This is a genomic window from Alteromonas sp. MmMcT2-5, assembly GCF_022348315.1.
Lineage (GTDB): Bacteria > Pseudomonadota > Gammaproteobacteria > Enterobacterales > Alteromonadaceae > Alteromonas > Alteromonas macleodii.
Window position 1 is genome coordinate 246,723 of the sequence record NZ_JAKRFB010000001.1, and the last position, 23,992, is coordinate 270,714.

Annotated in this window: 24 protein-coding genes, 1 tRNA gene and 1 riboswitch; of the genes, 17 read left to right on the top strand and 8 right to left on the bottom strand. The window is 44.5% G+C overall.

Features of this window, described 5'->3' with window-relative positions:
• The first annotated feature begins 74 nt into the window (after positions 1-74).
• Genes MHN09_RS01130 through MHN09_RS01155 form a run of 6 tightly spaced genes read left to right on the top strand, consistent with a single transcriptional unit; the run spans position 75 to position 5,018 of the window.
• Positions 75-836, top strand: coding sequence for a DUF3450 domain-containing protein (locus tag MHN09_RS01130; RefSeq protein WP_014948702.1), 762 nt, complete (start codon positions 75-77; stop codon positions 834-836).
• A gap of 6 nt (positions 837-842) precedes the next feature.
• Positions 843-2,201, top strand: a complete 1,359-nt coding sequence (locus MHN09_RS01135) for a MotA/TolQ/ExbB proton channel family protein (protein ID WP_014975938.1) — start codon at positions 843-845, stop codon at positions 2,199-2,201.
• A 1-nt stretch (position 2,202) separates the two neighbouring features.
• The gene (locus MHN09_RS01140; protein WP_012517736.1) at positions 2,203-2,727 is read left to right on the top strand and encodes a MotA/TolQ/ExbB proton channel family protein; all 525 of its coding nucleotides are present in this window, start codon (positions 2,203-2,205) and stop codon (positions 2,725-2,727) included.
• A gap of 11 nt (positions 2,728-2,738) precedes the next feature.
• Positions 2,739-3,137, top strand: a complete 399-nt coding sequence (locus MHN09_RS01145; protein ID WP_012517737.1) for a biopolymer transporter ExbD — start codon at positions 2,739-2,741, stop codon at positions 3,135-3,137.
• 1 nt (position 3,138) lies between these two features.
• Complete coding sequence (locus tag MHN09_RS01150; RefSeq protein ID WP_014948704.1) at positions 3,139-3,750, top strand: energy transducer TonB; 612 nt, start codon at positions 3,139-3,141, stop codon at positions 3,748-3,750.
• A gap of 2 nt (positions 3,751-3,752) precedes the next feature.
• Positions 3,753-5,018 (top strand): tetratricopeptide repeat protein, encoded by a 1,266-nt coding sequence (locus tag MHN09_RS01155; RefSeq protein WP_014975939.1) that lies wholly within the window; start codon positions 3,753-3,755, stop codon positions 5,016-5,018.
• A gap of 229 nt (positions 5,019-5,247) precedes the next feature.
• Here the strand turns inward: MHN09_RS01155 and MHN09_RS01160 are convergent, their stop codons facing one another.
• On the bottom strand, positions 5,248-7,509 hold the full coding sequence (locus MHN09_RS01160) for a GNAT family N-acetyltransferase (RefSeq protein WP_239238662.1): 2,262 nt from the start codon (positions 7,507-7,509) through the stop codon (positions 5,248-5,250).
• A gap of 59 nt (positions 7,510-7,568) precedes the next feature.
• On the opposite strand from MHN09_RS01160, the gene MHN09_RS01165 reads away from it, so the two are divergent.
• The 10 genes from MHN09_RS01165 (at position 7,569) to MHN09_RS01210 (ending at position 15,509) form a co-directional block, all read left to right on the top strand.
• Positions 7,569-7,994, top strand: a complete 426-nt coding sequence (locus MHN09_RS01165; protein ID WP_187447332.1) for a hotdog domain-containing protein — start codon at positions 7,569-7,571, stop codon at positions 7,992-7,994.
• A gap of 130 nt (positions 7,995-8,124) precedes the next feature.
• A riboswitch (TPP riboswitch) is annotated at positions 8,125-8,228 on the top strand.
• A gap of 55 nt (positions 8,229-8,283) precedes the next feature.
• Positions 8,284-10,374, top strand: a complete 2,091-nt coding sequence (locus MHN09_RS01170; protein ID WP_187447333.1) for a TonB-dependent receptor — start codon at positions 8,284-8,286, stop codon at positions 10,372-10,374.
• 17 nt (positions 10,375-10,391) lie between these two features.
• Positions 10,392-10,655, top strand: coding sequence for a hypothetical protein (locus MHN09_RS01175; protein ID WP_014948708.1), 264 nt, complete (start codon positions 10,392-10,394; stop codon positions 10,653-10,655).
• Positions 10,655-11,299: a nicotinamide riboside transporter PnuC gene (gene pnuC, locus MHN09_RS01180; RefSeq protein WP_014975944.1), complete on the top strand. Its 645-nt coding sequence runs from the start codon at positions 10,655-10,657 to the stop codon at positions 11,297-11,299. Before MHN09_RS01175 ends, pnuC begins: the two co-directional genes overlap by 1 nt.
• Positions 11,256-12,107: a phosphotransferase gene (locus MHN09_RS01185; protein ID WP_239238665.1), complete on the top strand. Its 852-nt coding sequence runs from the start codon at positions 11,256-11,258 to the stop codon at positions 12,105-12,107. The genes pnuC and MHN09_RS01185 overlap by 44 nt, the downstream gene beginning before the upstream one ends.
• Positions 12,108-12,318: 211 nt before the next feature.
• A tRNA-Trp gene (locus tag MHN09_RS01190) sits at positions 12,319-12,395 on the top strand.
• 293 nt (positions 12,396-12,688) lie between these two features.
• The gene (locus MHN09_RS01195) at positions 12,689-13,417 is read left to right on the top strand and encodes an alanine acetyltransferase (RefSeq protein ID WP_187447335.1); all 729 of its coding nucleotides are present in this window, start codon (positions 12,689-12,691) and stop codon (positions 13,415-13,417) included.
• A gap of 8 nt (positions 13,418-13,425) precedes the next feature.
• Positions 13,426-13,926: a ribosomal protein S18-alanine N-acetyltransferase gene (gene rimI, locus MHN09_RS01200; protein WP_168532368.1), complete on the top strand. Its 501-nt coding sequence runs from the start codon at positions 13,426-13,428 to the stop codon at positions 13,924-13,926.
• A gap of 128 nt (positions 13,927-14,054) precedes the next feature.
• Entirely contained in the window at positions 14,055-14,351 is a 297-nt protein-coding gene (locus tag MHN09_RS01205) for a hypothetical protein (protein ID WP_014975948.1), read from the top strand.
• Between the two features lie 228 nt (positions 14,352-14,579).
• Entirely contained in the window at positions 14,580-15,509 is a 930-nt protein-coding gene (locus tag MHN09_RS01210; RefSeq protein ID WP_014948714.1) for a DMT family transporter, read from the top strand.
• 7 nt (positions 15,510-15,516) lie between these two features.
• On the opposite strand, the gene MHN09_RS01215 is transcribed toward MHN09_RS01210, so the two are convergent.
• A complete protein-coding gene (locus MHN09_RS01215; RefSeq protein WP_014948715.1) occupies positions 15,517-16,413 on the bottom strand; it encodes a LysR family transcriptional regulator in 897 nt (298 codons plus the stop codon).
• A gap of 241 nt (positions 16,414-16,654) precedes the next feature.
• Between MHN09_RS01215 and MHN09_RS01220 the strand changes: the two genes are divergently transcribed.
• On the top strand, positions 16,655-16,924 hold the full coding sequence (locus MHN09_RS01220; protein WP_239238668.1) for a hypothetical protein: 270 nt from the start codon (positions 16,655-16,657) through the stop codon (positions 16,922-16,924).
• 177 nt (positions 16,925-17,101) lie between these two features.
• On the opposite strand, the gene MHN09_RS01225 is transcribed toward MHN09_RS01220, so the two are convergent.
• From MHN09_RS01225 to MHN09_RS01250, 6 genes are all read right to left on the bottom strand, one after another.
• Positions 17,102-18,133 (bottom strand): DUF2955 domain-containing protein, encoded by a 1,032-nt coding sequence (locus MHN09_RS01225; protein WP_187447336.1) that lies wholly within the window; start codon positions 18,131-18,133, stop codon positions 17,102-17,104.
• Between the two features lie 9 nt (positions 18,134-18,142).
• Positions 18,143-19,216 (bottom strand): HlyD family secretion protein, encoded by a 1,074-nt coding sequence (locus MHN09_RS01230; protein WP_239238671.1) that lies wholly within the window; start codon positions 19,214-19,216, stop codon positions 18,143-18,145.
• On the bottom strand, positions 19,213-19,668 hold the full coding sequence (locus MHN09_RS01235) for a MarR family transcriptional regulator (RefSeq protein WP_014948722.1): 456 nt from the start codon (positions 19,666-19,668) through the stop codon (positions 19,213-19,215). The genes MHN09_RS01230 and MHN09_RS01235 overlap by 4 nt, the downstream gene beginning before the upstream one ends.
• Positions 19,669-19,888: 220 nt before the next feature.
• Positions 19,889-20,617 (bottom strand): two-component system response regulator BtsR, encoded by a 729-nt coding sequence (gene btsR / locus MHN09_RS01240; protein WP_156086087.1) that lies wholly within the window; start codon positions 20,615-20,617, stop codon positions 19,889-19,891.
• Positions 20,618-20,619: 2 nt separating this feature from the next.
• Positions 20,620-22,311 carry a sensor histidine kinase gene (locus tag MHN09_RS01245; protein ID WP_014975957.1) on the bottom strand — a complete coding sequence of 564 codons (1,692 nt, stop codon included), beginning with the start codon at positions 22,309-22,311 and terminating at the stop codon, positions 20,620-20,622.
• Between the two features lie 122 nt (positions 22,312-22,433).
• Entirely contained in the window at positions 22,434-23,927 is a 1,494-nt protein-coding gene (locus MHN09_RS01250; protein ID WP_014948725.1) for a carbon starvation protein A, read from the bottom strand.
• Positions 23,928-23,992 lie beyond the last annotated feature (65 nt).

Here is a 23,992-nt window from a genome sequence, read left to right on the forward strand (position 1 = left end):
ATACGCCCCTTGCCCGAATATTTTCCTATCGGCGAGGATTCAAATAAGAAATTTGGTTGGGAACTATGTCCAAAATGAGCAAGAGAACTCTTATTGCTTCTACTGTTATGGGTGCATTCGCACTAACAGGTAGCGCAGTCTCTGCAGATACGCTTGAAGATCTTCATAAAGAAGAAGCGAAAATCCACGCGGCTGCAGCGAAATCTCAAGAAAAAATCAATACGTTGTTTGAACAGTCTCAAGAACTACTTGTTGAGTATCGTCAAACAGTAGATGAGACAGAAAACCTTAAAATCTACAACGATTACATCGCAAGCCTAGTTGCAGACCAGCAACGCGGTATCGATTCATTACAACGTCAGATCGACAGCATCGAACAAACTAAGCAGGGCATCGTTCCTCTTATGTTCCGCATGATCGACAGCCTAGAGCAGTTCATCAAGTTAGACCGTCCAATTCACTTAGACGAGCGTCTACAGCGTGTTGAGCGTCTTCGCGACCTTATGGCTAACTCTAACGTAACTGTTTCAGAACAGTTCCGTCAGGTACTAGAAGCTTACCTAGTAGAAGTTGAATACGGTACTAAGATCAACTCTTACCAAGGTACTATCGACGACGCAGGCACAGAAGTTACTGTTGACTTCTTTAACCTAGGTCGTACGGCGCTAGTTGCACTTTCTCTAGACCAAACTCACGCATGGGTATGGAACAACGAAAGCCGCGCATGGGAAAAACTGGGTGACGAGTATCTGTCTTCAGTTGTTGACGCAGTTAAAATGGCTAACAACGTCATTCCTGCGGATCTGATTAAACTACCAATTAGCGCAGCGGAGTAATTGTTAATGAAACCAGTATTCAAATCTCTTTTAGCCGCTGCGACAGTTGCAGTTGCAGCAACCGGAGCGCAGGCTCAGGAAGCAAAGAGCCTGAAAGACCTTCTAGACCAGGTTCAACAGAACCGCGTTTCTGAAGCTCGCCTAGATAAGCAACGCGAAGCTGAGTTCCAATCAGCACGTGCTGACAAGCAAGCACTTCTTCGCAAAGCACAAGCAGATCTTAAAGCTGAACAAGCTCGTGGTGACCGTCTACAGAAGCAATTCTCAGACAACGAAGTTACATTAAACGAGAAAGCTGCTGAGCTAGACCAAGCTACAGGTACACTTGGTGAAATGTTCGGTGTGGTACGTCAAGCATCTTCTGAAGCTTACGGCCGTATCTCTACATCAATCGTAAGTGCACAATTCCCTGGCCGTGGTCAGTTCCTTGCTGAAATGTCAGAAGACTCTAAAGGTCTTCCAAACATTAAAGAACTTGAAGACCTATGGTTTGCTCTTCAGAAAGAAATGACTGAAGGCGGTGAAGTAGTTAAGTTCACTACAGAAGTTGTTAACCTTGACGGCGGTTCTTCACAGCAAGAAGTTGTTCGTGTTGGTACTTTCAACCTTGTTGGTGAAGCTGGTTACCTAGCGTATGACGCTGAAGCTGAAGTTGTTCAGCCTCTTGGTCGTCAACCAGATGGTCACTTTGTAGCTTCTGCTGACGAACTAATCGGCGCTAGTTCTGGTTTTGTTCCTTTCTTTGCTGACCCTTCTCAAGGTGCAATCCTTGGTCTATTGAAGCAAAAAGCGACAATGTCTGAGCGTTATCATGCTGGTGGTCCAGTTGGTTACACAATCACAATTATGCTTGCGATTGGCCTACTAATTGGTATCTACAAAATGATCACACTAACGATCACTGGTGGAAAAATGCGTTCACAGCTTAAGAACGTAAACAATCCTTCAGAAGGTAACCCACTAGGTCGTATCCTTAAAGTTTACCAAGAGAACAAGACTGCTGATGCAGAAAACCTTGAGCTTAAACTTGATGAAGCGATTCTTCGCGAGCTTCCAAAAATTGAAAGCGGCATCAACGTTATCAAGATCTTCGCAGCGATTGCTCCTCTACTAGGTCTACTAGGTACAGTACTAGGTATGATCGAGACATTCCAAACCATCACACTATTCGGTACAGGTGACCCACGTATGATGGCAGGAAGTATCTCTATGGCTCTTGTAACTACTGCTCAAGGTATTATCGCGGCTCTGCCTCTAATCCTTACTCACAGCATCGTAGCTTCTCGTAGCAAGTCAATCATCCACATTCTTGATGAGCAAACTGCGGGTATCGTAGCTGCTCACTCAGAGTCGGAGAAAGCGTAATATGAATTACCTGATTGGATTATTCGAATCGGTCAGGGACTTTATCGCTACCGGCGGTGACGTACTATACTTCGTTGCTGCCGCGCTCTTTCTCATGTGGGTTTTAATGATTGAGCGTTACTGGTATTTAACCTCGGTCTTCCCAAAGGTGAAGAAAAACATCATCGCGAATTGGGATGCCCGAGCAGATACCACATCATGGTATGCGCATAGAATCCGTGACGCGTGGATTTCTCAAGCGTCAGACGACCTTAACGCTAGAATGCTGATTATCAGAACCATTATTGCAATGTGTCCACTAATCGGTCTACTTGGAACAGTAACCGGTATGATCAGTGTTTTCGAGACAATGGCAACACAGGGCACCAGCAACGCTCGTCTAATGGCAGCTGGTATCTCTATGGCAACGATCCCGACAATGGCGGGAATGGTAGCCGCGCTATCTGGACTGTTCATCAGTTCACGTCTTGAAGCGAAAGTGAAGCTGGCAAGAGAAGGGCTAGTTGATAGCCTGCCACATCATTAGAGAGAGAGATTATGGCTCGAAAAGTCAGAACCGAGGAAGAAGATGCACAGATCGACATGACGCCCATGTTGGATATCGTGTTTATCATGCTGATCTTCTTTATCGTTACCACTGTTTTCGTTAAAGAAGCAGGGATCGAAGTCAACAAGCCAGATGCGAGCCAGGCGATTCTTCACAAAAATGCAAACATTTTCATCGCCGTAACTGAAGACGGAAATGTATGGCTAGATAAGCGTGAAGTTGCGCCGGACAGCGTAAGAGCGAATATTGAAAGACTGCTTACCGAGCAGCCTACTGACTACGTAATCATTCAAGCTGACGTAAAAGCGAAGCATGGTTTAGTAGTTGAGATTATGGATCAGGTTAAAGCCGCTGGCGTTAACCGAGTCTCGGTAGCGGCAAGGGGATAAGATGTTACGTATAATTGTATCTATACTTTTAGGTGCTGGTGTTGCATTTGCCCTTTTCGTTCTAATGGCCAAGTTGATTGAAAATTCATCTAGACCAGCAGACGAAGTACCGCCTGCACCGGTTATCGATATTGTAATGCAGGAACCAGACGACCAGACGCAGACGCGTACTCGTGTTCCACCACCACCGCCACCTCCGCCTCCACAGCCTCCTAAAATGGAGCAAGTAGAGCCGGAAACAGCGGAACCTGATGCAGATGGCTTTAGCTTAGCTATTCCAGCTATCGACACAGGTGGTGTTGGTGTAAACATCGGTGGTGTTGGTGCAATGCAGCGTGATGGTGAAGCAACACCTATCGTTCGTATCGACCCGAAATATCCGCCTGATGCAGCCCGTGACGGTCGTGAAGGTTGGGTAAGACTGTCTTTCACTATCAACGAAGTTGGTGGTGTTGAAGATATCGAAGTTATCGAAGCTGAACCTAAGCGCGTATTCGACCGTGAAGCACGTCGTGCTCTACGTAAGTGGAAATACAAGCCTAAGATCGTTGATGGCAAGCCAGTTAAGCAACCTGGCATGTTCGTACAGCTAGACTTTAAACTGGAGCAATGATCATGATGAAACGTACATTCAAAATGTCAGCCGTTGCTTTAGTGCTAGGCGCAGGTGCGGTGCTTTCAGCACCCGCTGCCCTAGCGCAGTCAGCACCTGTTGTTTGTCCTGGATATGAGAAAGGAAAAACAACGCTTGTAGGTGAGCGTACCGGTAAAAAAGTTCAGAAAGCTTTTGAGTTCTACAATGAAGACCAAGTTAATGAAGCACTAAACGTACTTTACGAAATCGACGCATCTGACGATTTCGATAGAGCTTACGTAAAGCGTTTTATTGGTAACTTACTTGCTGCGCAAGAAGGTCAAGGTGGTAAAGCTTTAGGGTATTTGGTTGAATCAGTTGAACCAAAAGTTCTAAACGACCTTGAACACTCTCAAACACTTAAATTACTAGGTGATTTGAGCATGCAGGAAGAGAAGTACACTGATGCCATTAAATGGTATAACAAGTGGATGGACTTCACGTGTAAAGAAGACGCAGACGTATATACGCGTTTGGCACAGGCTTACTTTGAATCTAAGCAACTAGCGAAGATGGTTGAGCCAGCAGACAAAGCGATTGCTTTGTATGAAGAGCCAAACAAAAACCCGTATGTATTAAAGCTAACTTCTTACTACGAGCGTAAGATGTACCCTGAAACGGTTGCTGTGGCGGAAGATCTTGTTAGAACTTTCCCTCAGGAAAAAACTTGGTGGTCACGTCTTGGCTTTTTCTACATCTTAGTTGAAGACTATAAGAAAGGTCTTTCAACGCTAGAACTTGCTTATATGCAGGGCTATCTAGAGAAAGAGTCAGAAATAAAGACGCTTGCTCAGCTTTATCAAAGTAACGGTATGCCTTACAAGGCGGCCAAGTTGCTTGAAAAGCACGTGAAAGAAGGCTTGCTAAAAAATGATGCCGATATGTTAGCAAACGTAGCTAATGCTTATCACCAGGCAAAGAACTTCAAAACAGCTGCCGACTTGTATGCACAAGCTGCTGCTAAGAGTTCAGACCCTGAGCATTATCGTAAGCAAGGTACACTTTTACTTGTAGCGGAAGACTACAAAGGCGCTATTAAAGCACTAGAGAATGCTCTAGAGCGTGGTGCTGAAGACCCTGAGAAGATTCACTTCACGTTAATGGAAGCGAACTTCTACGCAGGTAACTTCAAGTCTGCTTACAAGCACGTACAAGAAGCTAAGAAAGATCGCTCTCTACGCCGCAACGCTGCAGCGTGGGAACCTTATATCAAGGAAAAAGCGAAGAACCGCGGTATTAGTATCTAATATGTGGTTTTAGCAAAAAAGCCTCCCTTTGGGAGGCTTTTTTTTGCCCTTAATTTAGTAAGTGAGCTTTTCTCGAATGGGGTTTTATTTATAGGGCTTTAACACCAGTCCGCATAGGTCATTACCCACTCAGCTAGAATTAAAATGTTCGTAATCGCGGCTTGTTAACGCAGGTATAGTGGCTCTACGCCAAGCTGATTATTTGTACTTTCAGGCTACAGACTTTCTATTATTTGAAAGCAGGCAGAAGTGCTTCTCTTATAATAATAGTGACTTCTTTTAACCCACTTGCTTTTAGGTTTTCTTCGTTGAATGTAGAAACAAGTTGCTTCGCATTCATATCTGAATGTGCAAGTACTTTTCTGAGAAAGCGCTTCGTGTTAATGATTTCAACAAGACGCCATAGCGTATACAGTATTGTGTTATTTGGCTTGTTCAGTTGAGTATTTGCGCTTGGTGTAGGCTGAGTCTCTGCATAACGCGCAATTTTATGTAATATCGGCCAAACATCATCTAAAGTGCGTGTGCCTTGGGTAAAATGTACTAACTTTTCTACATAGATTGTCAGTATGCTAATTGGCACGTTGTCTAACTGGTTATCGAATTTAAAGCTCTCTTTTAGCGCTACCAATTCAGAAAGCAGTTTTTTTGCTCTGTTGGAATGAGGATATAACGCTAGTGCACTGGTTTCGCCACTGGCTTTATTAGGCTTTCGCCCATAGTCTACAATCTCAAATCCATTTCTTTTCCAAAAACTGTCTAACTTAAGTGTCGTTCCATAAGAAGTACAGATAGCGTCAATACTTTGCTTCTTGGCTTCATCACTAACTCTTTGTAGCAAGTAACTGCCCATACCCTTACTCTGCGCAAGCGTATCGACGGCAATACGGTTAATACGCCAATATCTAAACGTTGCTGTTTTTGCATCAGCAGACAACAGAGCAAGTCGCTGTGCACCTAAATGCCCTTTAGGACGACGCTTTCCAGACGCAATCCCCAATGCGGTATCGTTCAGGTAGTCGCTACCTTCAGCGTTTATGATTGCAGCACCTATCACGTTGTCGTTGAATTTAAGTATGGCAACAAGTACATCCGGGCTATCCATCAAGCGCATAAAATCATCGGGCGTAGTTTGATAATGGGCTAATGAAAGTAGCGACATTATTTGCTGAAGCGCCTCTTCGGAAATGCTTTTAAACGAACTTATGGAAAAATCGTAATCTATCGGTGGGTTAATACTGTTTTTGAAATTAATCTCGCCAATATTGCGCGCCGCATCTCTGTCCTCAAATAAACAAGTCGTATTGAAAAAGGCTTCAATGGGATCATGTTCGAACCATCGTAACGGCGTTGATAGTCTTAAATGGATAGCTGATGGCGGTAAACTAGGGATGAGTTTGTGAATAAAACCACTGCCTGAACCTTCATAACCCAAAAGCGTAGTACTAAGCACCCACTGCTTGTGGTTGGCTATGATCCGGTATACATCCGGGAGGGGGATTGAAGCCGCTTCATCAACAATTACAACGTCGTACTTTTCATCTTCTGTGGTATATAACAAGGCACTGTCAGGGGGCACCCATTTTACACTGCCAAACGTCGCTGCCTCATTCTTATCACCAAGGAATAGTTGGGTTTGAATGTTAGCGGTGGATGGTTGTTGTGTTCTGACACCAGCTATTTCGTACTGTTGAATACGTGAAAGCACGTTCTTCACATTATCAAAGCGTTCACTGGTTAATAGTACATTTTTACCCTGTCTGATTAGGCTTTCAATGAATATACCTAATAATGATGACTTGCCTCTGCCTCTTGGGGCGGTAATCAGCGCGTTTAGTTTATTAAGTGAGTGTGCTTGATATAAACGACTGTATGCCTGCTCTTGCTCTTCTGATTTAAATAGTGAGCCTCTATAGACGTTTGATGTTAAGCCTTCGCTAATACGGTACATAGCCGTATCTGGAAGCGTGGTTTTTTCTTCAGTGTGAAATGCCACGTAGTCGTTGTTACGCAGGTGCTTTATAAAACGTTCGAGGTATCGACTCTGTTTAAGCGTAAACCCCTCCGACAGGAACGAGACCGAAATATTGTTAACCCATTCACTCAATGCAGGGCAAATAAGTATTAAACAACCACTGCGTTTAACGATACCCGCCACTGCCATCACGTCGCCAGGTTTGAATGAATCGCGACAGTCTAATGTGGCAATGTCACATTCGCTCCCCAGCACTTGTTTGCGGTTCTTTCCCTTAAGTGTATCGCCAGCAAAATTCACAACGCTTATAGATGAAACTTCATCTACAAAGGCTTGAACGCTACGTATGGCAGCTTCACAAAAATCATCATTGCCAGATATTACAAGCATTCTCCGGTGAAGCGGGCAAGTCACGTTTGATAAGTGCGAAGCGTGAGAGCTTTTTTTGCAGCCATTTTCGCCGCTATTTTCAAAGTAGGGGGCTAATAGCCATTCGCGTAATTGAGTTAGCGCCATGAATCAGTTTTTTCGGTATAATCTAACGCTATAGTAGCGATTTATTATGAGGAATTCGAATGCGCTTTCTTTCTCGGCGTCTAGTTATGCCAAACGACCTTAATTACGCCAATTCTTTGTTCGGTGGCCGCGCGTTAGAATGGATAGACGAAGAAGCTGCAATTTGGGCTATTTGTCAGCTAGAAACTAATTGCTTGGTAACTAAGCATATTGGTGAAATTAGTTTCGAATCACCGGCTATGCAGGGTGATATCGTAGAGTTTGGTCTAGAAACTAAAGCTGTAGGCCGTACGTCTATTACCGTAAGCTGCTTGGTACGCAACAAAGCAACCAAGAAAACCATCTGTTTTGCAGACGATATCGTTTTCGTAAAGGTTGACCCTGGTACGCGTCAACCGACGGCACACGGCAAAACGTTGGAAGTTTTAAAAGCACAAACTGACGATGAAGTACGTCGCCTAAATATGAATATTGACGCTGAATAGCCCTCAGCTTTCAACGCCTTATATCATATATAAAACCTTACGTTAGCTTAACGTCTTATCTGCTTGACGGCGTGTATCGAACTGGTAGACTCCGTCGCAGAAGTTGAGTTTGCTAGTTTGAGCAGCGCAACACTATACCAAGGGGTGTCCGTTTTCGGTCTGAGATCCACATTCGTGGGAACCCTTAAACCTGATCCGGATAATACCGGCGTAGGGATGGTTCACAATATAGCCTTATCACCTGCCGTTAGACCCGGATCTTTTTTCTTAAATAAGAATAAGAGATCCCATGTATAAAACACTTTTCACACTTTCACTGCTTGCTAGTTCCGTTGCGGCCTATGCGCAACAAACCAATGTAAGTAACACTTCAGATAGCACGCCATCAGATATTGAGCGCGTCATCGTATCTGGTGATTTTCGTCAAACTACACTCGACCAGTTAAGTGCTAGCGCGACCATTTTAGATCAAGAGCGTCTTCGCAGTAGACAGCCGAGCCATATCGACAGTGTGCTAAACAGTATTCCAAACGTAAACTTTGCAGCTGGTGCGTCTCGCGGCCGCTTCGTGCAAATTCGCGGTATTGGAGAGCGTAGTCAGTTCGCCGAGCCTATCAATCCTTCTGTAAGCTTTATCGTCGATGAATTTGATTTTTCAGGCCTTGCTGCGGCAGGTCTTATTTTTGATACTAAACAACTAGAGGTATATCGCGGACCTCAGGCTACCTTATACGGCACAGGTGCATTGGCCGGAGCGGTTAAACTCTCCAGTAATGACGTGGGTAGCGACGCCCCAGACTACGTTGAAGCCCGCATTGGGAACAAAGAGAGTTACCGTATTGAAGGCGCCACTGGTGATGATATCAACACGGATTGGGGCTATCGTGTTGCGCTGGTTCATAATCGCAGTGATGGCTTTGTAGAAAATACGTTCTTAAATAGAAGCGATACCGCGAATATCGATGAAACCGCACTGCGCTTTGCCGTTGAAGGCAGCGTAGATGAGCGAACCACACTTGCACTTACTTATCGCTGGTACGATATCGATAACGGTTACGATGCATTCTCGCTAGACAATGACAACAAAACGCTGTCTGATGAACCAGGATTTGACGAACACCAAACCCACGCTGTTAGCGCGCGCTCTACAACCAATACAGCAGCGGGCGACTTTATTCTAATTGCCACCCATGCTTCTCACAATATTGCTTATGGCTACGATGAAGACTGGACATTCACAGGGTTTCACCCGTGGGGTTATACGTCTTTTGACGCCTATTTTCGTGATGTAGAAACACAGACCGGCGAGATGCGTTTCGTGTCCTCTGACAGTGCCGCACTTTTTGATGGTATGACTGACTGGACAATAGGCGTATTTTATAAAAGCACGGAAGAAAAGCTGCTACGTCAGTACACTTATTTGGATAGTGACTTTGCCAGTGAATACACGCCTACGACGACCGCTATCTATGCTCAGACTGAAAGTCGTTTGAACGAAAATTTAGTACTTGTAGCAGGGTTAAGAGTAGAAAACTACGATTTTGATTACGCTGATAACAACCAGCTTACTCGCGCGTTCGACACCACCATGGTAGGCGGGAAAATCGCGCTTCAGTATACACAGGGCGATCACTTCTATTACGGCAGTATTTCACGCGGATATAAAGGTGCAGGTTTTAACCCCGACAGCCGCGTGAATGACAATCAGCGATTCTTCGACGAAGAGTATAACTGGAACTACGAAGTAGGCGTTAAGGGCCCATTATTTACACCTGACCTAATTGCTCGCGCTGCAATTTTCTATATGGATAGAAAAGATACTCAGGTGAGCGATTTTGACGTTATCACTCGTGATGACGGTACGGCAGGGTTCGTAGATATTATTGATAATGCTGATTTAGGAACAAACAAAGGAGCCGAGCTAGAGCTTAGCTGGATTGCTAGTGATGCATGGCAGCTTGATGCAAGTGTTGGTTACCTAAGCGCTACCTTTGAAGGGTATACGCTTGCAGACGGTACTGAAGTGTCTGAGCAAAGACAGGCTCAATCACCTAAGTGGACCGCAAACCTGTATAGTGAGTACGCACTTACAGATAACATGCTTTGGCGTGTAGATGTAGATTACAAAAGCGAATACCGTTTTTCTGACGGCCATGATGTAACCTCGCCAAGTACTACGCTGGTTAATTCGGAGATTGTGGTGCTACACGGTGATTGGCAGACATCACTGTGGGTACAAAATGCGTTTGATCGTGAGTACTACACCCGTGGGTTCGGTGGTTTCAGCAACGACCCTCGCGATGAGTATGCTTTCGATGAGCCATATTACCAAATAGGTAACGGTCGTCAGTTTGGCGTTACTGTTAAGTACGCGTTTTAAAATAAAAGGAAACAGACATGCAAGTTATGGTTGAACTGTCGTTGTACCCATTGGTTAACGAATACATTCCACCTATTCAAGATTTCATTGATAGGTTAAATAGCTATAGTGATATTGCAGTTTCAACAAGTTCAACCAGCACGCAGGTTACAGGTGACTATGGTGTGGTTATGAAAGTACTTGGTGAAGAAATGCAAAGAACCCATGAAGAAGTGGGGCAAGCTATTTTCGTGGCCAAGTTCTTAAACTTCGATGCCATGCAATCTAGAAAATCATCTTAATGGCTAGCTTTTTTTCTGAGTTTACCTCACAAATTGCCGCTACTTCGCTTTTAGAGTGGGTAGCGGTTGTCCTCGCTATTGCCTATGTGCTGTTAGCCGCAAAACAGAACAGCTGGTGTTGGCTGTGCGCTTTTGTGAGTACCGCAATTTACACCTGGCTATTTTGGCAGGTGACTTTGCCATTTCAGTCTGCGCTTAACTTCTTTTATATGATAATGGCGGGATACGGTTATTATCAGTGGTCGAAAGGAGCGGAAGATGGCGATGTTAAGCCAGTGCTTCATTGGCCGTTCTGGGCTCATTTGCTCATTGTGCCGAGTATGTTATTGCTCGCTTGGGTTCTGTCTGAGGTGGCAGGCTCACAGTTCAATAGTGAGTACCTACTATTAGATGCGAGCATTAATTTATTGAGTGTAGTCACAACATTTATGGTGGCGCATAAAATCCTGCAAAACTGGGTTTATTGGTTTTTCATCAATTTAGCGTCCGCCTATTTATACCTGCAAGTGGGTTATGCATTATCTGCTTGCCTGTTCTTAGGCTATGTTGGTTTTGCGGTATTTGGGTATTACCAGTGGCTAGTACAATATAAAAAACAAGGTGAACAGGTTGGATATCATCGCCACGCTGCAAAAGGCGCTTAATCTTAGCGACAGTGCGAAAATTTCGTCACACCCTGCTGGAGCGGTAAATCACGTTTACCGCGTTCAAGAGCTCGCAGATAGTCAGTTAGCCTTGATAGCAAATAATCTTCAAAGTAGTGGGCAACTAAAGTCGGCTCATAACCCTGTCGACTTAGCGGTGAAATGGATGGGCGATGATGACTTTAGTGGGGTTAATCGTGCGCACCAATTTGCTTTGCAGCAACAGCTTTATAGGTTGGGAGTAGCGCCGCAACCTATATGGTTAAGCGATGATGAAACCATCTGGGTTGAGCAGTGGCTAGAGCACAGTGACAGTGCGACGCTTTCAATGCTTGAGCTGGCCAACACCCTCGCTCGTATTCATTCTTTGCCCATTACCGCTAGGCCATTAGATTTAGCATCAAGATGGCAGCATTATATTAATGTTGCACAGCTCGATATGAGCAGTGAGCTTTATCTAAAAGCCCAATCATTGCGGAAACAAGTAATAAAAAGTGAACAAGACGATGACGACTATGTGTTATGTCATAATGACTTGCTAACAAATCACTTATTACTGAGCGCAGATAACTCACTCAAAATTATTGATTGGGAATATGCCGCCATGGGAAACCGCTACTTCGATTTAGCAAGTTGCTGCCTTATCAATAAACTTGAAATCAATGAAAGTAGAGAGCTCGTTAAGCATTACGCCAAGCTAATGAATATCGATGAGCACGACGCGATAGCGAAATTTGATCTGCACACCGAGATTGTCGCTATCACTAATGACCTGTGGTTTGCTGCGCTTAACGCCAATAAGGTCTAATTGTCATAAACTGCTCCGCATTTAAAAGTGACGCTGCATAGAAGTCGGTTTAAAAGCGGGCAATAAGACAAAACACAGGTGATGGATAAAGCCTATTTGGTGTTATTCGATTGAAAAAACAGCGCATTGCGTGTTAATTAAGCATGCAGTGCATGGTAGTGATAAAAAGGCTTTACCTTTTTAATGTCATCCGTATAATGCACAGCGCGCTAGGGGTGTAGTTCGAATTGGTAGAACAGCGGTCTCCAAAACCGATGGTTGGGGGTTCGAGTCCCTCCACCCCTGCCACTTTCTCTTCTTGTGAACGTTTACGTTCAAATCCTAAATCGTTTCTTTGTTAAATTCTTCTTAAATTTTATTGGTTTCTGTTGCTAGTGCTTAATTTGCTGCAGCTGTTTTATTTCCTCTTATACAAAGGGCTAGGTATTCTAAATTCGCGAATAACGCTTATGAATTAGCGCTTGAGCATCAAAGAGCAAGTACAATCCAAGCAAAAGAACGCGATAGTTATTCAACCAAGCCTGCAACTTTAGTAAACTAAACAAATATAATGAACTATTCACGTTAGGTGTTTTTACGCAATGTCTCTTACTTCATATCAGCAGGCGGTTTTACAGGAAATGGGGATCCCTGTTTGGATCACCAAAGACGCCTACACTGAGCTAAAGCAGGAAGACCAAGCGAAACAAAACAACGCCAATGCAGCACAACGCAACGTCGGCAGTACAAATAGTTCATCGACACAGTTACCCTACAGCCAAAACGCGCAAACCAATAAGCCGCCTTCAAAGCCAATATCTCAAGAAGAAAAGCAATCACGGCTTGCTCAGTTGAGAGCAAATGTTGGCAGTAGCGCGAAAGATAAGGCTAAGCCTAAAGACGGCGGGGCAGCAAAACTTTCCCCACCTGGCGGGTCGCACAATGACGGGAAAGCAGGGCAAAGCGAAACAGGTGCTTCACAGTCACACAACATTTCGCCGTCTTTCGACAATGCGGTTACCTCGCAAGAGTCTTTAACAAAGTCTATTGGCGCAAAAGGGCCGGTATCGCCTGAAGGTATCCCGTTAAGTGCCGAACAGAAAGCTAAATCACAGCAATGGCTGAAGGACTTGCAGCTAGCCTGTGTTCAGTTGGGTATACCGTCACAGTGGGCTAACACCATAATGATTGGCCGTGCGCTATCGGTAACCGAAACGGCCATTGTATTGCCAGCCACACCGCTAAAACTCTCAACTGTGCAGAAACGGGAACTGTGGGCGCAGCTTATCAGCGCAGCACGCGAATTAAACCACTCCGCTAACGGCCAGTAGTCGCGTCGATGAAGTTAACAATCGTACCGCCACAAGGCTTTAACGAGCACATTGAACTTGCGCATGCTATCCATCAAGAGGCACAAGTGTCGCCTTGGAAACTAAGTACCTTCGCGGATTGTTTCACCAAACCCTATTACGGGGTGTTTGCCTTTGAAAATGACAAGATTGTTGGCTATGCCATCATGCTTGAAGTCGTTGATGAAGCTACGCTGATGGATATTGCGGTAGACAGTGGCGCAAGAGGCAAGGGGGTAGGTCGCGCTTTAGTTGATTTTGTCATTGAGACATCGGTAAAAAATGCAATGCGTGAAATGTGGCTAGAAGTGCGTGAAAGTAACCATACTGCTATTGCGCTTTATGAGAGCTCGGGGTTTCAGCATATAGAAACCCGCAAAAATTATTACACCGTAAAAAATAATGATAACGGGCATGACAAGAGTAATGGAAACAGCGCACAAAAAGAAAACGCTAAAATCATGAAGTGGACAAATCCCACCTTAGCCTAGTGTTTGTAATCCTAGGCATATACGTTTCGCGTATATCAAAGCATTATCTGAACTCAGCATACGCTTCCAGACCATAGCCGTGCGTGTTTAAATTAGAACACGTCCCCATCAATCAAGGTAGAAATAGCATGGCTAAAGTGCTCAACAAGGCTTTAATCTCATCAAAACGATTTGCTATAAATGTGGTTACCTACAAAGAGGGTCATAGCGTGTTAGAACATAATGACCCTATGGGCAGCGGGCGTTACTTTAAATTTAATGTAGTACTAAAAAAGCCGAAGCGCGGCGGTCAATTTTGGGCAGAGAAAGTCATCTTTAATCTCTTTAACCGCATTTACTTTTTTCGGCCAGATAAGTACATGCACAGCGTTAGCAAAATAGAAAAAGGGGAGCGGAAGCTGCTGTCTGTTGCATTGTACCTATAAGTCATAGTGTTTATCAGTGATTAACCACCCGTATAGCAAAGTTTCCACAAGGTTTTAAAAAGTTGACCATTTGGTCGATAAATTGGCGTCTTTGCACGGTCAGGAAGGTTTTAATCCCTTGCTAATTCACTTATATTTGCGCCCTCAAAATTCTCCGCCTACATTCAGCTTACCAGGCGGTAGAAACTTCTCTTAACGCAGTTCGTGTAATTGGATTTTTTAAAACGCATGTCTTCATCATCGGTGGCGGAAAAAGAGCAATCAAAAGGCATTAAAATGCTTTTGGTTGCGGTGTTGTGTTTAGGACTTAACTGGCCAGGCATGAAATTAGGGCTTGAGATTGTAGGGCCTGTATGGATGGTGTGCTTGCGCTTCTTGTTAAGCCTTCCCGTACTCGCGCTGTTTGTACTTATCACCAAAAAACGTTTACCGGTGCTCAATCGTAAAGATCGCTCGGTGGTGTTTGTCGTTGCCTTTTTCCAGTTTATCCTATCAATGGGGCTTATTACTGTCTCACTGCAGTTTATTCCTGCCGGCACGGCCAGTATTCTTATTTACACTACACCGCTTTGGATGCTGCTTATCGACACTCTATGGTATCGGCAACGTCCGCCTTCTAAGCGATTAATTCTAACCGGTATATCTACCATTGGCTGTGCAATGATTTTATTTGCTTCGGGACAACCGGGCGCATGGCTACCGCTCTTTGGTATGTTGCTGGCATCTGCATTGTGGGCGGTCGCTATTCGAAGAGTGTCTTTTCATAAGTGGAAGGGAAGCGTCATTGAAGCTGTCTTCTGGCAGTTTACCATCGCAGGTTTCGCCATGCTTGCTATTGCACTGATAGTTGAACCAACACCTAATTTTGGGGCTTACGATATAAGCGATTGGTTACTATTGGCGTACATTGGGCCAGTGGCAACGGGTCTCGGTTTTGGCCTCATGGTAGCGGCGGGGCCTAAATTACCCCCAGATAAAATTGTTCTTATTAGTACACTCACTCCGATAGTGGGTTATGTAAGCTCTGTGATATTGCTTAAAGAAACGCTGCTGCCTATGGTTATGGCCGGTGCAATATTGATGATAGCTGCGCTAATAGTAAATGGCCTTCCTCAAAGCACACTTAAAAAGATATTAGGTAAAGGCCACGCGAAATAAAGGTAAGTTAAAGAGTTAGTCGAGGCTGTATAAAATCTAAAAACGCAGAGATACGAGACGATACTGCACTATTTTTATAGTATACCGCTTGTACCGACTCTCTGCGGTTTGGACTGACGATATCGTCGCGAAATAGCGCTACCAGCGAGCCTGCACTGATATCTTTGTGTACCATAAAGTGAGAAAGTAACGCGATACCTTGACCTGCCAAGCACAGCTGGCGAATAGTTTCGCCGCTTGACGCACGAAGACTGTACTGCAAGTTAATATCTTGCTTGAGCGGCCATTTATTTAGACTTGGTGAGTCGCTAAAGCCAATCAGTTTGTGTTTGTTTAGCGTGCTAATTCCATCCTCACCTTCAGATATGGGATATTTTTCAAGATACTGTGGGCTTGCCACAATATGCAGCTTACTTTTTCCTAAACGTCTAGCGTGCAAGTTAGAGTCGCTTAAATCACCAATACGTATTGCGATATCGGTTTTATGTTCCAACAGGTCGATAATGCTGTCGTGACTGGTGATATCGAGTGTTATGTCAGGAAATGCTTCTCGAAATTCACCCACTAACGGCGCTAGCTGGTGGAACACAAACGGGCTCGCAGCATCAACCCGAAGCTTTCCAGAAGGAGCCCGCTTTAATAGCCGTAATGCTTCTTCACCTTTTTCTAATATATTTAGCCCGTCTCTGGCATATTGCAGGAAAAGCTCACCTTCTTCTGTTAATTCCAGCCGTCTGGTAGTGCGATTCAATAGAGTTACATCTAAGCCATCTTCAAGACGAGTAACTGCTCTACTAACTTTTGCAACCTGCTGATTGAGTAGATTGGCAGCACTGGAAAAACTACCTGTATCCACAACGGTTAGGAACGCTTCTAAATCTTCAGTTTTTGATGAGACTGGCATCGCACACCTTATATTTTCAAATATCGCAAAAGTATTTTGTCATTAGTACTGTTTTTTGCAAATAAATTTATCGTCAAACTTTACGCACTTTATTAATGGCTTTCAAAAAACGGTGTAGTTATTCGTTCTAGAAGCCATGGTGGCGTTGTTAATCAAGCCATCTCGTTAATTACTTTTCGACGCGAACGGGCCAGACTATGCGGCGTCACTTGTACCGCTTCTTGAAGCTAATGGTCACGTAGTGAGTATTCTAGGTCGTATTGAAGTGCCTGTTGATGCGCCTTTCACGCGTACTATTTCTTATCATGAGATAGCGCTAGGTGCGCTGCATGATTATGGCGATTTGTCACAGTGGCAGCGTTTGGTGAAAAACGGTGAGGCTCTACTTGAGCAAGTTGCTGCGCAAACGTTGGTTGTCGAAATACCTAACGTGTTTGAATTTGATAATTTGAACAACGCGCTGCAATTTTCAAAAGAAGACAAGCGAAAGGCAGTGGTTGCGGTTTCATAAAGCCGGAATGATTAAGGTCCTTCTCTATCCTTAGCGATCTAAAAGGCTTCCTCTGCTTGCCTAAAGGCTTCGACGATATCGTCGAAGCCTTTTTTATTGGGTCAACAGGCCCTAGAAGTAGCAAATCAACTTTTCGTCCACAAATTTTAACCAGTAAGCGTTATAACTACAGGCCTTCTAAGTAAACGTGTGGTGTCGTGTAGCCTGGAATTTGTTAAGTAGACTGTGTACGACATAAATTACGCACAGGCTAAGTGCAATAGCTACGACTACTGATGAAAAGCGATACAGCGCACTATAAATAATATCCTGTTGTGGAGAGAGTGACTGGCCGTACAAAATGCCAAATGTGGTAAGTACGCCAAAGCCAGTGCCAGCACCACCACCGCTAAGCACATGCTGGCGGCTGATGAAAAATACCAATATCCATAAGCTGAAACTTGCGAAAAACAACGTGTCACTGTAGTTGAGCAAAATGAGCTGGGCGAGCAGGGCAAGATTACATCCAATTAGCGTGCCCAGCGCTCGCTGCCAGCCACTCAATGTGGCTCCTTTCCAACACAGTGGAAAAAGAATCAATACACTTGCTGCTTGTGCTGATATCGAATCTACTAAGTCGAAGGTTTGAAATACAGCAAACGATAGCGTGGCGACAGTGGTGCATAATATGACTTCGTGGCGAATACTTGCTTTATCTTTTGCCGCTTTGGGTAAAGGCGTGCGCGGCTCCTCATCGGGAAAAACAATGTGCAAAGCGAATGCAATTATCAATGCCAACAGAATTGCACCGATGTTTGATATCACTAATGCGTAGATATCTATTCCATCGCTGCTGTAGCTGGCAAAGTGTAGCTGCAGCGAAAGTCCTACAAGGGAAAACGCACCGAATAAATACAGCGTACCTTTACTCATTTGCCAAAACAGAAAAGCGAAAGTGATGGCGATTAGCGGCGTGATCAGCAATGGATGGCTTCCGAACAAGCCGTATACCACTAAAACAGCCGCCGCCGGAAAGATAGTTGCGGCAAGAAATTGTCGAATAATGTGACCATTTAAAACGGCTACCAGTCCAAGCAACAAAATAGGGTACAAGGTAAAAAATATCGGATTAGGCCAATCCAGCGCTTTCGATATAGCAAAGCCCAACGTGGCGCCGGAGGCGATCCTAAGCATCTGCTGGACATCATTTTTACTTAGCTGTGAATCCATAATTTAAGTCTAATAAATGAAGTGCAGCAGGCTTATAAAGTGAATTTGAATGTTCGCTGCCACACTTTCAATAGGGTTGTCTGGAACTATCTGCACGGTAGCGCGAGCGCCACTGGTGAGGTGGCTTAACGATATTTCTTGTTCTTCAAGCTTAATGTGGACACGTTGGCGCTGTGCATCTCGTACCCATCGATTCGACTTTTCAACGCTTGCAAGGGTGCCGTTGGCGGCAAGTTGGCCGTCGCTTACACCAGCTTCAAATTCTTCCACTTTAGCTTCAAATACTTTACCCGGTAGTGCATCAAAAACGACGTTAGCGCGAATGCCTTCTTTTACATTGGCGAGTGATTTCTCTCGAAAATCTGCAACCACATCTAGCGTGTTATCGACAACTGAGGCAAGGGGCGTACTTTGTTTAGCATAAGTGCCTTGAGTTACCTGCATGTTTGCCATTATGCCGTCATGCGGTGCTTTAATTTTGGTATAGGCTAAGTTCAACTCTGCCCGTTTAACCGCATTTACCGCTTCTAGATATTTTAGGTTTTTGTCACCTTGCTCACCTCTTGCAACAACTTGCTGGTTTAGATCGGCTTCAAGCGCACTAATTTCAGCTTCAGCGCTTTTAAGTTGCGCGTACGCTTTGTCCACGTTTTGTTGAGATACCGCTTTAGTTTGAACTAAGGAATTGAGTCGTTGAAATTCACTGTTGCGTTCGTCGTAAACCGCCGATGCAGCCTCTATCTTTGCTCTAATCGCTTCCGCTTTCGCATCTATCTGAGCATTCTCTAACTCCACATTTGCCAAATCAATTTGCGCCTTTTCAAGGGCAATTAGGTAAGGTGTCTCATCTATAACAAATAAAACCTGCCCTTCCTTGACGGTTTGGTTATTTTTGACAAGCACCTCGTTTATCGGCCCATTTATCTGAGGAGAGATTTGCGTGACCTGATGATAGACTCTCGCCTGTGGTGTCATTGGCATGCGTATATCTGCAATAATAAAGTAGATAAAACAGATGGCAAAAGCGACTAAAGCCAGCTTTATGTACCTAGCAAATTCCTGATCTGGGGTTCGTTGACTCACTTAAGTGACTCCAATAATTTTGCGGCATTAACTTCAATTTTTTGAACACATTTAGCCATAATGCGTAACTCTTCTTCAGATACTCCTGCGTACACTTCATCTCGCAGCGCCATCAATGTACTTTCGATATCATTCATTCGACCTTTGCCCATATCTGTGAAGTAAAGTAAGCGACTTCGTTTGTCGTTAGTATCTGTAACGCGTTTGATTAACCCGGTAGTTTCGAGCTGTTTAATTGTGCGAGTTAAGCTAGGCATTTCTATTTCCAAGCTTTCAGCCACCATCTGTTGCGTACAGCCCTCACCAAGTAATGACATATGAATCATTACGCGCCATCTTGACTCTGTAAGGTCGAGATGAGCGACCGATTCAGTGACAGTTCTTCTGCACTTTTGCGCAGTGCGGGCAAAAAGCGCAATAAGTTGAAGTGGCATAGGTTCTGAAAATGACATGTAAAAACCGTTAATTTAATTAGCATGCTAACTATTTTATTTGTTTAGCATGCTAAGTAAATGGCATTGAGATGAGAAAGAGATTTTGCAAGTTGAGCGTGAATTGAACGGGGGAAGGCTCTCCATTGAGCAGGAAAATGGGGAAATTTGCCTTACGGTGCCCGAAAATCAGGCATACTCTCTCAGTCCTTTTTAAGTTAATGCAGCCTTTGTGGAGTGATTAAAGCGTTAATAACGACTTTAGCTTTTTGAGATATCGACGGCTCACGGGAACTGAATCTCCCGTCTTCATTAGAAGCGTAGCAAGGCCATTATCCAGGAGTTTAATTTCCGCAACGCATGATAACCTCACCAAGTATTGACGGTGACATCGAACAAGCGCGGTTCTCTCTTCTAAGGTTTTCAATGTGAGCTGCGTGTCTGCTTGTTGTTCTAGCGATCTAACATGTACGCCCGCCACATCGCTGTAAGCAAAATGAATATCAGATTCGGGTAGCAGTAATATGCGCTGATGACCTACGCAAGGAATATGTACTAACGTGGGGGAGGCAATAGCGTCAATGTCAGTTTGGGGCTGAGTTCTCTTTTTAAGCCTGGCAACTGTTTTATCAAGCCGCTCTGGTTCCACAGGTTTGAGCAAGTAATCAAACGCGTTATCTTCAAATGCCTGAAGGGCATACTGTTCAAATGCGGTGACCAGCACAACATAAGGCATGGTGTCTAAATCAAGCATAGCCAGCATATCGAGTCCAGAGAGCTGGGGCATTTCTATATCAAGAAATATTACATCCGGACGGTGTTGTTTAATTAATGCCAACCCCTCTATGGCGTTCGCGGCTTCCCCTAAGACATGTACTTCATTGGTTTCGTTGAGTAACTGGCAAAGCTCCTCTCTGGCGAGCGGTTCATCGTCAATAACAAGCGCGCGAAATGCTGAGTTCTTAGTCATTGTTAGCCCTGATGAGAATGATAGTGAGTGTGTGGAATGGAAAAGGACATCCGAGTGAACTGGTTAGTTCGACACTCGATCACCAGGCCTGCTCGTTGACCAAACTGATGAATAAGCCGTTTATCTACAATATCCATCCCTAAACCTGCGTGTTGTTTTTTTGTAGGTTTGTACAAGCCAGCATTATCTTCAACGAGAATGTGAATGTGGTTATCTGTTGTACATCGTACATTCAAAGTTAAATGCCCACCCTCTATTCGTTGGGCGATACCGTGTTTAACCGCGTTCTCAACCAGTGGCTGTAACGTAAAACTTGGTAGAAGCGCTGACATGGCAGCATCGTCACACTTGATGGTAACCTGTAGGCGTTCGGCAAAACGCGCCTTCTCGATTGCCAGATAAGCATTAACGTGGTCAATCTCTTCTTTTAGTGTCACCACCGCGGTGTTTTGCTTTAAGTTTATTCTAAAAAAGCGTGACAAGCTTAGCACGAGCTCTCTGGCCCTTTTGGGATCGCGACGAATAATAGCGCTAATCGTATTGAGCGCGTTAAATAGGAAATGAGGGTTGACCTGTGCATGCAGCAGCTTGATTTCAGACTGTGAGAGCAGATCTTTTTGCTGCTGATACGCGCCGTAAACAATCTGACTTGACAGTAATTGAGCGATACCTTCTGCCATTGACAGGGTAACCGTCGACATAAACTTCCGTTTGGGTTCGTAAAGCTTAATGGTACCTACCACCTCAGAGCCTGAGTGAAGTGGAATAATCAACACTGAACCCAGCGGACAACTTTTGTTTAATGTGCACTGATAAGGGCGCTCAGCGCCATCTAAATGGACTATTTTGTTATTGTTCAGTGACTCCATCGTACTTGATGACGATATGGGGGTGTTTGGTAGGTGATGATCGGCACCCGTTCCGATAAACGCCAGAATCTTTTCTTTATCAGTAATCGCTACCGCACCCACATTCGTTTCTTCATAGATAATACGTGCTACTTTTTCTGCATTAACTGGGGTGAATCCAGATGTGAGCACGCCCACTGAGCGATCTGCTATGGATAGTGCACGTCGTGAAAAAGTGGCAGAGTACTTTTCAAAAATCGTTTTTTTGTCAGATAAGATACTGATAAAAAGTGCGGCCCCCACAGAATTTGCAATGACCATAGGTGCGGCTATAGCGCTGACCAGTGCGTAAGACTTTTCAAAAGGCTCGGCAACGGTAAGCAGTATAGCCATCTGAAACAACTCTGCTATGAAGGTAATGACACCAACTTTCCATGGGTTGAAAAGATCTAGACTTTTGTTCTGGCGAACATAGTAAACGTGCATGAGGCCGCCAATAAGACCTTCCAGCGTGGTGGAAATAGCGCAGGCAACATCAGTAAAACCACCCAATGAATAACGATGGAGGCCGCCGGTCAATCCTACGGCAAACCCAACTACTGGACCGCCTAGTAATCCTCCTATAACTGCCCCAATGGCTCTGGTATTGGCAATGGCGTCGTCTATTTGCAGACCAAAATACGTGCCCAGAATACAAAAGGAAGAAAAAACTACATACACCAAGTAGCGGTGTTTGCGATGAGAAGAAATGCTGAGAATAGGAAGAAAAAGCGGTGTTTTACTCAGCATATATGCGAGCACAAGATACACACACATTTGTTGAAGTAGCGAAAGTATGAGTTCCATGCTTGCCAATATTACCGCCGGTTAAAAATGAGCCTCATTATAACCCATGTCAAAAGTACAAATTAAATAGCCGCCCTATATAAAGGGCGGCTCATCATATTACACGTGTTTAGTGTAGGTAGTTACGCGTCTACCGGTTGGGAGGGCTTTTCAACATTCACAGATGATGGCTCAAGCGGCGCTTCACCTTTCCCCTTGGAAATTCGAATGACGTAAACCGTGGTGATTAGCGATGCGATAAGCCCGATGGTTGTCGATACATTCATCGCCATACCGAAACCCAAGGTGTCGTTGTTTAGAATAAAGGTAACGCAAACGGCCGTCATAAATATTGCTGGTACCGTAGTTATCCAGTGCAGTTTATTATGTCTTAGTAAGTATGCAGACGCGGTCCACAGCATCATGACGGCTGTTGCTTGGTTGGCAAATCCGAAGTAGCGCCAAATTACGCCGAAATCGACTTGGGTAAGAATACCGCCAAGCACAAACAATGGGGCGGCCATGAACAAGCGGTTACGTATACCTTTTTGTTCAACGTTAAAGTACTCGGCCATGATAAGACGACTTGAGCGAAATGCGGTGTCGCCAGACGTAATAGGAAGAATAACCACGCCAAGAAAAGCCAGTACGCCACCAACAACACCTAAAAGACCGAATGATGAGGCATAGACAACGTTTCCAGGGCCACCATTGGTAATAGCTGCCGATAGTCCTTCTAAATTGTCGAAGTAAGAAAGGGCAATGGCACACCAGATAAGGGCAATCACACCTTCACCTATCATTGCACCAAAAAACACAAAACGTCCGTTCTTCTCGTTCTCCATACAGCGAGCCATAAGTGGGGACTGGGTGGCATGAAATCCAGAGATAGCGCCACAAGCAATAGTGATAAAGAGCGCCGGCCAAAGAGGCATATCGTTAGGATTCAAATTCGTCAGCATATCACTTGCCGTGAATTGGCTAAGTATCGAGTGCTGGTCAGAATAGCTGGCAGCGGCTAATAATCCCACCGACATGAAAATAAGAAGGGCTCCGAAAAACGGATAAAAGCGACCAATAATTTTATCTACAGGAACAATGGTAGCCAAAATATAGTAGGCAAAAATAATGGCGACCATGGTGCCAACTTCAACATGCCATGATGTCTGATCATTAACGAGGTTTGTGATCATGCCTGCGGGCGCTGAGACAAAAACTACACCTACCAGTAGAAGCAGCACAATAGCGAACAAGTTCATAAAGTGCTTAGCGCCTCGGCCCAAATAACGGCCAGATAAGCTAGGCACAGATTCGCCATTGTTGCGAACTGACAGCATGCCTGAAAAATAGTCGTGAACAGCGCCGGCAAAAATGCACCCTAATACAATCCAAAGCATGGCAGCTGGGCCATATAGTGCACCCATAATAGGACCAAATATAGGGCCTACGCCAGCAATGTTCAGAAGCTGAACGAGATACACCTTCGGTGTAGACATGGGAACAAAGTCTACGCCGTCTTTTTGGCTATGTGCAGGAGTGGGGCGTGCTGGTGTGACGCCAAATACCTTCTCAACAAAGGCGCCATATATAAAGTAGCCAGCAATAAGCGCGGCTACGCAAATTAGAAACAATATCACAGGGCGTTGTCCTTATTTTTATAAATAGGGTTTATAAAAAGGGTCTGTCACTTGTGTTGTAAACG

Bases quoted from the DNA above. Each gene is read 5' to 3' on its own strand.
- MHN09_RS01130 (WP_014948702.1), top strand. From the start codon at position 75: ATGAGCAAGAGAACTCTTATTGCTTCTACTGTTATGGGTGCATTCGCA.
- MHN09_RS01135 (WP_014975938.1), top strand. From the start codon at position 843: ATGAAACCAGTATTCAAATCTCTTTTAGCCGCTGCGACAGTTGCAGTT.
- MHN09_RS01140 (WP_012517736.1), top strand. From the start codon at position 2,203: ATGAATTACCTGATTGGATTATTCGAATCGGTCAGGGACTTTATCGCT.
- MHN09_RS01145 (WP_012517737.1), top strand. From the start codon at position 2,739: ATGGCTCGAAAAGTCAGAACCGAGGAAGAAGATGCACAGATCGACATG.
- MHN09_RS01150 (WP_014948704.1), top strand. From the start codon at position 3,139: ATGTTACGTATAATTGTATCTATACTTTTAGGTGCTGGTGTTGCATTT.
- MHN09_RS01155 (WP_014975939.1), top strand. From the start codon at position 3,753: ATGATGAAACGTACATTCAAAATGTCAGCCGTTGCTTTAGTGCTAGGC.
- MHN09_RS01160 (WP_239238662.1), bottom strand. From the start codon at position 7,509: ATGGCGCTAACTCAATTACGCGAATGGCTATTAGCCCCCTACTTTGAA.
- MHN09_RS01165 (WP_187447332.1), top strand. From the start codon at position 7,569: ATGCGCTTTCTTTCTCGGCGTCTAGTTATGCCAAACGACCTTAATTAC.
- MHN09_RS01170 (WP_187447333.1), top strand. From the start codon at position 8,284: ATGTATAAAACACTTTTCACACTTTCACTGCTTGCTAGTTCCGTTGCG.
- MHN09_RS01175 (WP_014948708.1), top strand. From the start codon at position 10,392: ATGCAAGTTATGGTTGAACTGTCGTTGTACCCATTGGTTAACGAATAC.
- pnuC (WP_014975944.1), top strand. From the start codon at position 10,655: ATGGCTAGCTTTTTTTCTGAGTTTACCTCACAAATTGCCGCTACTTCG.
- MHN09_RS01195 (WP_187447335.1), top strand. From the start codon at position 12,689: ATGTCTCTTACTTCATATCAGCAGGCGGTTTTACAGGAAATGGGGATC.
- rimI (WP_168532368.1), top strand. From the start codon at position 13,426: ATGAAGTTAACAATCGTACCGCCACAAGGCTTTAACGAGCACATTGAA.
- MHN09_RS01205 (WP_014975948.1), top strand. From the start codon at position 14,055: ATGGCTAAAGTGCTCAACAAGGCTTTAATCTCATCAAAACGATTTGCT.
- MHN09_RS01210 (WP_014948714.1), top strand. From the start codon at position 14,580: ATGTCTTCATCATCGGTGGCGGAAAAAGAGCAATCAAAAGGCATTAAA.
- MHN09_RS01215 (WP_014948715.1), bottom strand. From the start codon at position 16,413: ATGCCAGTCTCATCAAAAACTGAAGATTTAGAAGCGTTCCTAACCGTT.
- MHN09_RS01225 (WP_187447336.1), bottom strand. From the start codon at position 18,133: ATGGATTCACAGCTAAGTAAAAATGATGTCCAGCAGATGCTTAGGATC.
- MHN09_RS01235 (WP_014948722.1), bottom strand. From the start codon at position 19,668: ATGTCATTTTCAGAACCTATGCCACTTCAACTTATTGCGCTTTTTGCC.
- btsR (WP_156086087.1), bottom strand. From the start codon at position 20,617: ATGACTAAGAACTCAGCATTTCGCGCGCTTGTTATTGACGATGAACCG.
- MHN09_RS01245 (WP_014975957.1), bottom strand. From the start codon at position 22,311: ATGGAACTCATACTTTCGCTACTTCAACAAATGTGTGTGTATCTTGTG.